10 protein-coding genes are annotated in these 12,228 nt (G+C 54.9%); all 10 read right to left on the bottom strand.

Features of this window, described 5'->3' with window-relative positions:
- Window positions 1-52 precede the first annotated feature (52 nt).
- Entirely contained in the window at window positions 53-775 is a 723-nt protein-coding gene (sigE, locus tag ACKGJP_RS23545) for an RNA polymerase sporulation sigma factor SigE (protein WP_409341235.1), read from the bottom strand.
- Window positions 776-949: 174 nt separating this feature from the next.
- The gene (spoIIGA, locus tag ACKGJP_RS23550) at window positions 950-1,870 is read right to left on the bottom strand and encodes a sigma-E processing peptidase SpoIIGA (RefSeq protein ID WP_409341236.1); all 921 of its coding nucleotides are present in this window, start codon (window positions 1,868-1,870) and stop codon (window positions 950-952) included.
- 320 nt (window positions 1,871-2,190) lie between these two features.
- Window positions 2,191-3,321 (bottom strand): cell division protein FtsZ, encoded by a 1,131-nt coding sequence (gene ftsZ, locus ACKGJP_RS23555; RefSeq protein WP_409347237.1) that lies wholly within the window; start codon window positions 3,319-3,321, stop codon window positions 2,191-2,193.
- A gap of 140 nt (window positions 3,322-3,461) precedes the next feature.
- Window positions 3,462-4,694, bottom strand: coding sequence for a cell division protein FtsA (gene ftsA / locus ACKGJP_RS23560; protein ID WP_409341237.1), 1,233 nt, complete (start codon window positions 4,692-4,694; stop codon window positions 3,462-3,464).
- Between the two features lie 276 nt (window positions 4,695-4,970).
- Window positions 4,971-5,894, bottom strand: a complete 924-nt coding sequence (locus ACKGJP_RS23565) for a cell division protein FtsQ/DivIB (RefSeq protein ID WP_409341238.1) — start codon at window positions 5,892-5,894, stop codon at window positions 4,971-4,973.
- 151 nt (window positions 5,895-6,045) lie between these two features.
- Window positions 6,046-7,374: a UDP-N-acetylglucosamine 1-carboxyvinyltransferase gene (gene murA, locus ACKGJP_RS23570; protein ID WP_409341239.1), complete on the bottom strand. Its 1,329-nt coding sequence runs from the start codon at window positions 7,372-7,374 to the stop codon at window positions 6,046-6,048.
- A 63-nt stretch (window positions 7,375-7,437) separates the two neighbouring features.
- On the bottom strand, window positions 7,438-8,343 hold the full coding sequence (gene murB, locus ACKGJP_RS23575; protein WP_409341240.1) for a UDP-N-acetylmuramate dehydrogenase: 906 nt from the start codon (window positions 8,341-8,343) through the stop codon (window positions 7,438-7,440).
- Between the two features lie 256 nt (window positions 8,344-8,599).
- Window positions 8,600-9,688, bottom strand: a complete 1,089-nt coding sequence (locus ACKGJP_RS23580; protein WP_409341241.1) for an undecaprenyldiphospho-muramoylpentapeptide beta-N-acetylglucosaminyltransferase — start codon at window positions 9,686-9,688, stop codon at window positions 8,600-8,602.
- Between the two features lie 7 nt (window positions 9,689-9,695).
- Entirely contained in the window at window positions 9,696-10,793 is a 1,098-nt protein-coding gene (spoVE, locus tag ACKGJP_RS23585; protein WP_409341242.1) for a stage V sporulation protein E, read from the bottom strand.
- Between the two features lie 45 nt (window positions 10,794-10,838).
- Complete coding sequence (gene murD, locus ACKGJP_RS23590) at window positions 10,839-12,227, bottom strand: UDP-N-acetylmuramoyl-L-alanine--D-glutamate ligase (RefSeq protein WP_409341243.1); 1,389 nt, start codon at window positions 12,225-12,227, stop codon at window positions 10,839-10,841.
- Window position 12,228: the final 1 nt, after the last annotated feature.

A 12,228-nucleotide genomic window follows, 5' to 3' on the forward strand; every position in this document is an offset into this window, starting at 1 on the left:
GTCAAAAAGCCGGCACCTCTACGCAAGAGGAATGCCGGCTTTTTCCCGAGAATCAAACCATTTTATTGAACTCCTTACGCAGTCTTTTGATGATGCGCTTCTCCAAGCGGGATATGTAGGATTGCGAAATACCAAGCATATCGGCGACGTCCTTTTGCGTCTTCTCTTCGCCGTCGACAAGGCCGAAACGCAGCTCCATAATCATGCGCTCCCTCTCGGAAAGCTTATCCAGCGCTTTATGCAGCAGCTTGCGGTCCACCTGCTCCTCGATATTGCGGTAGATCGTATCGTTCTCCGTCCCGAGCACATCCGACAGCAGCAGCTCGTTGCCGTCCCAATCAATGTTCAGAGGCTCATCGAACGAAACTTCCGTACGAATTTTGCTGTTACGGCGCAAGTACATCAGAATTTCATTCTCGATGCAGCGAGAAGCATAGGTGGCAAGCTTGATCTTTTTGTCCGGATCGAACGTATTGACCGCTTTAATGAGTCCGATCGCTCCGATGGATACAAGGTCCTCGATATGAATGCCCGTATTTTCGAACTTGCGGGCGATATAGACGACCAGCCGCAAATTGCGTTCAATCAGCATCGCCCGGATAGCCGCATCGCCCGAAGACAGCTTCTGCAGCAAAAACTCTTCTTCCTCGCGCGTAAGCGGAGGCGGGAGCGCCTCGCTGCCTCCGATATAATAAATTTCATTGCTCTTCAGTCCGAACAGCAGCAGCAGGCGGTAATAATAAAGATGCATCGTCAGCTTCCATTTGACAAACATATGCAGGTTCCTCCCTTGGGCCTTCCGCCCGTCTAGTTTGTATTGGCATAAAGGCTCAAGACCAGCCTGCCTTTGTATCGATCCGGCGGCTCTCCTATAGACTGCGCGGCCCTTTGGAATGCCTGTGCGATTTCGCTTTTGCGCCAGCCGACGCCGGTTGACGGAAACGACTATTTATGCCTGCAGCAGCATAGGATGAATTATGGCATGGTAGGAATCGTCCGAACAGAGCTTGCCGGCGTCAAAGCCGACCAGCACTTTATGCGTATCGATTTTCTGCTCGTTGTACGTGACCGTGACCCTGTCCGGCTTGATGGCCAGCATGAATTGGGTTCCCCGGTTCACACCGCGGTAAGGCACGAGCCGAAGCCGGTCCTGCCAGCAAAAATCGTCGTTACCGATCGTCGATACGATTTGATCCACTTCCGCCTTTCGAATTCGTTCAACCCACGCCTCGGGCAGCACATCCTTCCACATTGCCGTTTCTACGACCATAACGGGCGTTTTCGTAAGAGGATCGTACAGTTGATTTCCCGTATCGACCAGCCCCTTGCAGCGAAGCACGAAGTCTTCGACGGCCACCTCGACTTCAGCCAAATAGGTGACGAGCCGCTCCTTCTGCTTGACTCCGCGAAACACGCGCAGGTAGAACCATAGAACGATCGCGAATACCGCCAAAATGAACCAAATGCCCGTTTGCATTTCGAACAGCATGCCGCCGGAGTGTACGTAAAAAATACCGTTCAACACATCGCCGGACGCCATAAAAAAATAATGAAAGCCGAATATCCCGCCCGCCGCAGCAAAGCTGACCACATAAAATGCGGCCATATTACGCAAAAAGGGACCTGCACCGCCAAATCCGAAAGCCGTTACGATCATGAGGGCGGAAAACAGCAGCTTGACCAGAAACGTGTACATAAAAGAGAGCTCCGGGACAAGCATCATCACGACATAGGCGCCGCCGATCGCAGCTGCCGCGGCGATCCGCCATATCCGCACTTTAGCGCTGCGGGTCCAGGCGGTAACGAGCAGCAAAGCGCCGTCAATGACCACGTTCAGCAAAAAGATAAGATCGACATAAACGACCACCATTTCAGCCCCTAGCCGGCTCATTCCCCGCAAAAAGAAGCGAAGCTTTGCAGATCACATTTTCGTTACCGGTAAAAACGCGCTTGCCTGACTTCTTGCCTCCATTACTCTCATAAACCGTTGTGAACCCAGTATAAAAGAATCTATGCTCAATGTCTGTCTAAACGTGAAGGGTACTAGCATGTTTTTTTGTCGAACTTTAGGTGACGGTATTCCCTGAATGCAAGCAAGGATAAACGGCTTCGTCTTCTTTTGAGGCTTCAAAAAAAAGAATGCCCCGGCCGGTAAAATCCCGGTCAGGGCACTCGAGTTTCGCTTATGGATTAGTCATTCAGACTGCTTTTGCCGCGGTTGCGCAGGAATGTCGGAATGTCGAGATGACTGGAATCCTGCTGCTGGGTCGGATAGGAAGGTCTTGCATTCGGCACTCTGCCGGTATCGGCCGATGCGGACGAGGACTCTTGCGGCCTGCGAATCGGCTGCGCCGGAATAGGAGCCGCTTTGTGTTCAAAGCCGGTTGCAATAACCGTTACTTTGATCTCGTCCTTCATCGCTTCGTCGATGATCGCTCCGAAAATGACGTTTACTTCCGGATCGGAGGCCGCCATAACGATTTCGGCCGCTTCGTTTACTTCATACAGGCTTAGGTTGATGCCGCCCGTAATGTTCATGATGACGCCGCGCGCGCCGTCGATAGACGTTTCGAGCAGCGGGCTTTGGATCGCTTTCTTGGCTGCTTCGGCTGCACGGTTCTCGCCGGCTGCAGTGCCGATCCCCATCAAGGCGGAGCCGCGCTCCGACATGATCGTTTTCACGTCGGCGAAGTCAAGGTTGATCAGTCCGGGCACCATGATCAAATCGGAAATGCCTCGAACGCCCTGGTTAAGAACGTTGTCCGCCTCGCGGAACGCTTCCAGCATCGGGGTTTTCTTGTCGACGATTTCAAGCAAACGGTCATTCGGGATGACGATCAGCGTGTCGACTTTTTCCTTCAGTGCGGCAATGCCGGTTTCCGCCTGCAGGGAGCGTTTGCGTCCTTCGAACGTAAACGGTCTTGTAACGACGCCTACCGTTAGCGCGCCGACTTCCTTCGCAATCTCGGCGATTACCGGTGCCGCTCCCGTGCCGGTTCCTCCGCCCATGCCTGCGGTAACGAAAACGAGGTCGGAGCCTTTGAGGGCTTGTACGATCGCTTCGCGGGACTCTTCGGCCGCTTTCTTGCCTACGTCGGGATTGGCGCCAGCACCCAGACCGCGGGTCAATTTCTCGCCGATTTTCAGCTTTACTTCGGACTTTGCGAGGTTAAGCGCCTGCGCATCCGTATTTACGGTAATAAATTCGACACCTTGTATGCCGTGGTCGATCATCCGGTTGACGGCATTGCTTCCTCCGCCGCCAACCCCGATCACCTTAATGGTGGCCTGTGATTCGATATCCAAGTCAAATTGCAACATAGACAATTGATTGCTCCCCCTTACTTACAGCTAGGATAAACGATTTCGACGTCTAAACGATCTCGATGTGGCGACCTCCGCCATAGCCGTTTAGCACGGTCGAGTATGCCGATGACAAAACAGAAAAGCGAGAAAGTTCGTTAAATGAACTCGCTTAACCAGTTTTTCATCTTCTCAAAAAGCCCTACTTTCTCTTCCGTCGCTTTCTTAACGGCCGACCGTTTCGGGGTTGCGTTTCCGCGGCTGCGGAACGACTTGTTGACAAGCTGAATGATGCCGACGCCCGCCGTATAAGACGGATCGCGTACGCCGATAAAATCGGGGGTTCCCACACGTACGGAGGAGGCCAGTTCGGATTGCGCTACGGCAACTACGCCCGGCATTGAAATGGTGCCGCCGGTTAATACGTATCCGCCAGGAGCTTCGCCGTACCCAAGACGATACACTTCCGCTCTAACCAGATGGAAGATTTCTTGAACCCTCGGTTCGATAATCGTGGCCAAGTCGACCTGCGAAAACTGCTTTTCCATATTGCTGCCGATACGCGGCACCTTAAAGACTTGGTCCTCGGCCGCATCGTCCATCGTGGCGCATCCGAATTTAAGCTTGACGCGTTCCGCGTGTTCGATTTGCGTATGAAGTCCTATGGATATGTCGTTCGTAATAAATTCGCCACCGATAGGCAGTGTAGAAGTCGCTACGATCGAGCCGCTCTCGAACACGGCGATCGTCGTTGATCCAGCGCCGATATCCACAAGAACCGTTCCGATCGACTTTTCGTCCTTCGACAACGTTAAATGTCCGGAAGCAAGCGACATTAAAGCCAGTTCGCTTACATGCAGTCCGGCTTTCTCTACGACGCGGCGCAAGTTATGTATGCCTGTTTTCGCGCCGGTAATGATAGTCGCTTCGACTTCCAACCTGACGCCGATCATGCCCCGCGGATCTTGAATGCCCTCGAGACCGTCGACAACATACTGCTTCGGTACCACCCCGATGATTTCGCGTTCCGGCGGAAGCGCGATAACGCGGGACGCTTGCAGCACTCGATCGATATCCTCATCGCCGATCTCGCGGTCGACGTTGGAAACTGCTACGACGCCATGGCTCGTTTGGAGAGCGATATGGCTGCCGGAAATCCCTACGTAAACATCCGATATTTGAATGCCGACCATACGCTCGGCATGATCTATCGCATTGCGGATTGACTGAACCGTCTGGTCGATATCGACGATGGCGCCTTTGCGGATTCCTTCCGAGTCGGCTGAGCCTACTCCGATAATATTCAGTGAACTTCCGGATACCTCGCCTATTATGGCACGCACCTTGGATGTACCGATGTCTAAACTAACAATGACGTCTTCGTTGCTCAACCGTTGGCACCTCCCATAGGTTGATAGGCTCTTGCGTTCTTATACTGTCTGACTCCTGTAACTTATTCAACATGGCTATTGTTTTCCCTCTTTTTTTCAGCAAGTTTTTTGGATAGTAATAAATTCCACAATATGCCGAGAATCGCATTAATCGGCGAAAGGGCAGTAGAAATCCATAATGATAATTTTAACAGTTTTCTAGAACGATTAGTAGTCTATTTTGCATAAAAGTATATGAGTAAAAAGTCCCCTTTTCGAGGGATTTGGGGCTAAATGCTAATTTCCTTTCACATCTCTCGGCGTTGGCTTGACGCTTTCCTTAGATGGCGTAGGAGTCGATTTGGTCGTTTCCTTAGCCGGCGTCGGCGTGGGTTTGGGCGTCGTGCCTTTGGGATCGGATTTCTTCGCGTCGCCGTTCTTGGCGTCTTTCGAATCGTTCGTTCCCGCGTCTTTGGCTGACGCTTCTCCACGGTCCTGCTCCAGAAGCTTGATTACGCCGGAACCGGCATTTTGATTCTGATCCTTCAGCTGATTGATCATCGCTCCGAGAAAAGGCAGCTTCTCCGGCAAGTACGTTACCGTAGTGGTCACGACAAAATGCGAACGGGTATAAATCTTAATTTTGTCCTCATAAGAGTCGCTTGGATCGGGTTTAATTTCGGACAAGTCGGACAGAAGCGCGGACGGGATCTCGGCCAGCGTCTGGAGCAGCTTCTGCTTCCAAGGATCTTCGTCGCGCCATCCGCTGAGAATCGGCTTGTCGAACGGAATGCCCGAGAGGGGAACCGTCGTCGCGCTTCCATCCACCAGCAGAGCCTGCAAAGTGCCGTCTTCCTTGAATTGAAAGGCGGCCCGCGCGTATTCTTTCACAACAATGGACAGATGACCGGGAAAGGATTTGGATACCTTGACGGATTCGATCATCGGCAGCTTCCCGACGCGCTTCTCCACCGCGCCCGTGCTCGTGGCAAAATAATGATTGCCGACCGCGACAGCCGAGGCTTGTCCGATCGTATCGGCCGAAACGAGCTCATTGCCCGATATCGTAATCTCGGAAATTTTACTAATCGGCGATCGGAAGAATAGGATAACCAGGACCGTAACGAAAAAGAGGATCAGCAATATAAGAAGCGCCCGGCTGCCTCGTCTTTTTTTGCGTTCGGGCTTCATGGCAGGCACTTTCGGTTCCGCAGCAGACAACCTAACACCTTCCCCTACCATTCTACCGTCAACCATTTCTTTACTAGCGGAAGCTCCGGGAAGAATGGAAAAAATCTTAGAACGCCTTTGATCCCCTCCTGCTTACAGGAAGGGATATTCGGGCGGTTATTTGCATAGTAGTGAGTATACGTTACAAATGCATGGGCTCCGTGCCGGTCTGAGCGATATCCGTTCTCGCAATCGACGAGGCGGGCCTCTCGACAGGCGTATGGTAACGGCTTATGCCGGCCCCGAGGCGGCTGAGCATATGCTCGATCCGGTCATAGCCCCGATCGATATGATGAACCTGTTCGACCACGGTCGTGCCGTGCGCGGCCAATCCGGCAATGACGAGCGCCGCTCCGGCGCGTAAATCTGTGGCCTCAACCGTTGCGCCGTACAGTCTTGGAACGCCCCGCACATAAGCGGCGTTCAAGTCTACGGAAATGTCGGCTCCCATGCGGCTAAGTTCGTCGACGTGCTTGAATCTGCCTTCAAAAACCGTTTCTTTGACGATGCTTAGTCCGTCCGCCAAAGCAAGCAGCACCATGATCTGCGATTGAAGATCCGTCGGAAAGGCGGGATGCGGCGACGTGATGATGCGCTCCAGCGCCTTCGGCCTCGTTCCGCAAGATATGTTCATTATATCACCTTCGGCGGTAATTTGAACACCGGCGCGCCGCAGGACGTGGATTGCCGAAGTAAGGTGAGCGGGGCAAACGTTTTCCAGCGTAATATTGCCTCGCGTTGCCGCTGCCGCGATCATGAAGGTTCCGGTGACGATGCGATCCGGAATGACGCGATAAATGCACGGCGTAAGCCTGTCGACGCCTTCTATCGTAATCGTATCCGTACCGGCGCCTACGATTTTGGCTCCCATCGTGACCAGGAAGTTTTGCAGGTCTTGAATTTCCGGCTCACGGGCCGCATTGTGAATCGTCGTAATGCCCTCCGCTTTTACGGCGGCCATCATAATGTTCTCCGTAGCGCCGACGCTCGGATAATCGAGGACGATATCCGCGCCCTTCAGCTTATCGGCTTTGCATACGATCGTACTGCCGGATTCTTCGATCGTAGCGCCAAGAGCGGTAAGTCCTTGCAGATGAAGATTGATTTTCCGTTCACCGATTGCGCAGCCTCCCGGCTGGTAAACGTGAACGACCCCGAATCGGGAAAGCAGCGGCCCCATCAAGAAGATCGAGGAGCGCATTTGTTTCATCAGCTCTTCCGGGATGTGGGAAGAATGCAAGGTTGACGTATGAATGGTGACCGTTTCGCCTTGATGCTTCACCCGGCAACCTAGCGCACGCAGTATACTGATCATGACATCGATATCGAGTAAGTTCGGTACGTTTTCTATTGCATGTGTTCCGTCTGCCAGCAAGCTGGCTGCTAAGATTGGTAGTGCGGCATTTTTTGCGCCATGAATCCGTATGGTTCCCGAGAGAGGTCTCCCACCTTCGATAACCAACTTCTCCAATGTTTCACCTCCAGGTCAATTCGGAAGCAATCGAACAAAGTCAACGGAGGCTTTCCGCCTTTTTTAAAATTCGCCCACCTTCAGCACTTCCGGGACGAGCTTCACGCCGAACTTCTCTTGCACGCGCTCCTGCACGTGCCCCATCAGCGCCAAAATATCGTTCGCTGTCGCCTGGCCGGTGTTGATCATAAAATTGGCGTGCTGCGTCGACACCTCCGCCCCTCCGATTCGCGTCCCTTTCAAACCGGCTTCTTCGATCAGCTTCGCGGCGAAATGGCCCTCCGGATTGCGGAACACGCTTCCGGCGCAAGGCAGATGCAGCGGCTGTGTCTGGATCCGGCGGTCCTTATAGGTCGCGAACGTGCCGGCGATTTCTTTACGGTCGCCTTGGCCGAGCTCGAAAACCGCTTCGGTGACGACGCCGGGAAGCCGGTGGAGAACGGAGTGGCGGTAAGCGTACTGCAGGTCTTCCTTCGTCATCGTGACGAGTTCCCCCGTATTGAGCATCACTTCCGCTTGTTTGAGTATGCGTGACACATCAGACCCGTGCGCCCCCGCGTTCATGTAAACGGCGCCTCCGACGCTGCCTGGAATGCCCCCTGCATATTCCAAGCCGGTTAACCCCTGTTTACTGGCTTTCACTGCCAGGACAATGAAGGAATGCGCACCTCCGGCATGGACGAGGTTGCCGTCGAATCGCGCATAATCAAGTGCCGGACCGAGCTTGATGACGACGCCGCGAATGCCTTTGTCCGCAACGAGCAGGTTGGAGCCGCGCCCGAGCACGAACCACGGCGTTTGGTGCCGGTACAGCAATTTGACCGCGCCGACGAGCTGTTCTTTCGTTTGGGGAATGAGCAGCACGTCGGCAGGCCCTCCGATTTCCCAGGTCGTGTACGGCGCCATCGGCGCGTCGAGCATTATATCGCCGACGCCGGCCTCCTGCAATTCCGCTATTACCTGTTGCATGGGATAAACCTCCTTTACAGAACAACGTGGGCGGTTTCGCAAGCATCCCAGATGTCTGTCACGGTTATAGTGTAGTTTATGTAAAAGCGGCGAGAGTGTGACAATCGCCTATATGACGATGTCCCCCACAAACAATCCCCACAAGGTGAAGCGATACTTCGAAGCTTATTCCGAATGCTTTGCGGGGAGCCCCGGAAACAATCATAAACAATCATACGTCGACGATCGTCCGGCTCCCGGCAGCGTTTTTCGTTCGTTACCGCGCCTCCGCTTCAATAAGGCCGACGATGGCGCGGACGCCGTCCTTGATTTCGGAACGGGCCATCCGCTCGATATAGTGCTCCCGCTCTTCGTATACATTGGTGACAAGAGCGTGCAGAGAATCGGCCGTAGCCTGTTCTTCCGGCAGCACCCGGCCGTAACCGGACTTTTCGAACGAGGCCGCATTGACGATCTGATCGCCGCGGCTCGCCTGGCGGGTTAACGGAATAAGCACCATCGGCTTCTGCAGCGCCAAAAACTCGCAAATCGACGTGGCCCCCGCCCGGGATACGACGACATCAGTCATCGCCAGCAAATCCGGGAGCTCCTTATTTACGTACTCGAACTGACGGTAACCTCTCGTCCCGTCAAGCTCGCGTTCGAGATTGCCTTTGCCGCAAATATGAACGATCTGGAACCGCTGCAGCAGGTTCGGCAGCTTGGCGCGGACCGCTTCGTTAATCGCTTTGGCGCCGAGGCTTCCGCCCATTACAAGCAGAACCGGCTTCGTTCGGGTGAACTCGCACATGGCGCGCCCGCGCTCGGCGGAGCCTGCTTGCAGCTCGCTGCGGATCGGCAAGCCCGTCAGGACCGCCTTCTCGCTGCCTTCCGCTGCCGCCCCTCTCTTGGCCGCCAGCGACAGCGTCTCGGGGAAGGTTACGCAAACCTTGCGGGCAAACGGCACGGACAGCTTGTTGGCCAGCCCGGGCGTGATGTCCGATTCATGAATGATGACGGGGATACCGCGCATCCAACCGGCAACGACGACCGGAACGGAGACGAAGCCACCCTTCGAAAATACGATGCTCGGCTTTAATTTTCTTAATAGCTTATAAGAATCCCAGACGCCCTTCAGTACCTTGAAGGGGTCTTTCATATTTTTCAAATCGAAATAGCGGCGCAGCTTACCGGATGAAATGTGATGAAACGGGATTCCCGCTTCATCGATAATCTGCTTTTCGATTCCGTCGGCGGAGCCGATATAGGCCGCATTCCAGCCCTCTTGACGCAGGGCGGAAATAAGCGCAAGGTTCGGCGTCACATGACCCGCCGAACCTCCTCCGGTGAAGACGATTGTTTTCAAGCCACCGTCACCTCGCGTATCGAGAAATGTTAAGCAATATGCCGAGCGCGGTCAGCATTAAGGTTAAAGACGAGCCGCCGTAGCTAATAAGCGGCAGCGTAATGCCGGTAACCGGAAACATGCCGATTACGACGCCGATGTTGATGATAACTTGAACGGCTACCATGCCGATGATGCCGACGGCGAGCAGGCTGCCGAACGTATCCGGGGCCGTAATCGCCGTTCTCAGGCCGCGCCATACGAGCAGCGTGAACAGCGCAAGCAGCAGCGTCCCGCCGATAAAGCCAAGCTCCTCGCCGATAATCGAGAAGATGAAGTCGGTTTGCGGTTCCGGCAGGTAGCTGTATTTTTGCCGGCTCATGCCGAGTCCGAGTCCGACCAGTCCGCCCGGCCCTACCGCGTAAAGCGATTGAATCGATTGATAGCCGACCCCGAGCGGATCCTGCCACGGATCGAGAAAGCCGGTGATCCGTTTCATCCGGTACGGCTCCGCCAGCACGAGGCCGACGAGGCCGACGACGCCGATCATGGCGAGTCCGGCCAGATGGGCGATCCTCGCGCCTGCCGTATAAATGATCAGCAGCGAAGCGCCAACGAGCACAGCGCCGGTACCGAGATCAGGCTGAAGCATGATAAGCCCGAACGTAACGCCTACGATGGCGAGCGGCGGCATAAGTCCCCGCGCAAAATCGGTGATCTGCAGCTTCTCTTCCGACAGCATCTTCGCCAGGAACAAAATGACGCACATTTTCATAAACTCGGACGGCTGGATCCCGAACGATGCGATCCCCAGCCAGCTTCTTGCCCCGCCGCGAACGACGCCCACGCCCGGAATCAGAACGATCAAGAGCATGACGAAGCCCAGGATCAGCGCAAGCTTGGCGTACTTCTTCCAAACCCAATAGTCGATGTTCATCATCACGATCATCGCAACGCCGCCGAGCGCGGCAAACAACAGCTGCCTCTTCAAGTAATAGAAGGCGTCTCCGAATTCGCGGAACGACAGCACAGCGCTGGCGCTATAAACCATAACGACGCCTATCGCCAGAAGCAGTATAGTGGATAACAGCATGATAGGATCCGGAGCGGAACGCGATTTGCCCATAGCCAGGCACCCCTTGCAACAAAAGTGGGGACAAGCTCCCCCTTGTTACAGGTTATGCACGGACTGCTTAAAAATGCGTCCCCGTTCCTCAAACGAGACAAACATGTCCCAACTTGCACAGGCAGGCGACAGCAGTACGACATCTCCCGACTCTGCCAAGCCGTCGGCGATGCGCACGGCTTCAGCCAACGTCTCGGCGGGAGTGTTAGCATTATCGACGCTTTTCACGGCGACTAGTCCTGCCTGCTCCGCTACGCGATTTATTTTTTCGCGGGTTTCGCCGAGCGTCACGACAGCTTTCACCCGGTTCGCGAAATACGGCAGCAGCTCCATGTAATCCATTCCGCGTTCAAGACCGCCCGCTATCAGCACGACCGGCTGGCTGAACGCTTCGATATCCATGATGGTGGCAGCCGGATTCGTCGCTTTCGATCCGTTGATGTAGGTGACGCCGTTCCGTTCCTTGACGAACTCGAGCCGGTGCTCGACGCCGCGGAACGATTTCAGCACCTCCGCGATCGTTTCGAAGGAAACCCCTGCCGCGTAAGCCGCAGCGGATGCCGCAAGCGCATTTTGCACGTTATGGCGGCCGGGTAACCCAAGCTCGCCCGCAGGAAGCACCTTGACCAGCTCGCCGTCAAACGTCCGGCAGATGATCGTATCGTCCTGCAGGAAGAAGCCGCACTCCGTTAGCTCCGACATGGAGAACGCGAGCACCTTGGCTTTCACTTTCGGCATTAGCCCGCGGCATACGTCATCGTCCGCATTCAGGACCGCGACGTCATCCGGCGTTTGGTTTGCGAACAGCTTCAGCTTGGAGCTGATGTAGTCCTCCATGCCGCCGTGGTAGTCGAGATGCGTTTGGAAGACGTTCAACAGGCAAGCGATATTCGGACGGAATGCGGAAGTTCCTTTGAGCTGAAAGCTCGACAATTCCACGACCATCCGGTTGTCCGCCGTCGCTTCCAACGCCGCGTCGCAAAGAGGCCGGCCGATGTTGCCCGCCACGATCGGCGATAACCCGGCCGCCTCCAGCATGTTGCCGATCCACGTGGTCGTGGTCGTCTTGCCGTTCGAGCCGGTAATCCCGATAATCGGCGCCTTGCAGATGTGATAGGCGACCTCCACTTCGGTTACGGTCTCGATGCCGAGCTCCAGCGCGCGGGCAACCGGCTCCGCGGAATAAGGAATGCCCGGATTTTTGACGACCAGCGATACCTCTTCGTTGATCAGTGTGAGCGGATGCCCGCCGCAAATAACAGAAATACCCAGAGCCGTAAGTTCGTCGGCTTCAGGGCATGCGTCGCGCTCCTTTTTATCGTTCACCGTAACGGCTGCGCCGTACTCGTGAAACAGCTTGGCAACGGCGATTCCGCTTTTGGCGAGTCCTAGAACGACCACCTTCTTGTCTCGATAATGCATCGGATGCATCATG

Origin of the sequence: Paenibacillus litoralis (genome assembly GCF_046244365.1) — a bacterium.
Taxonomy (GTDB): domain Bacteria; phylum Bacillota; class Bacilli; order Paenibacillales; family NBRC-103111; genus Paenibacillus_V.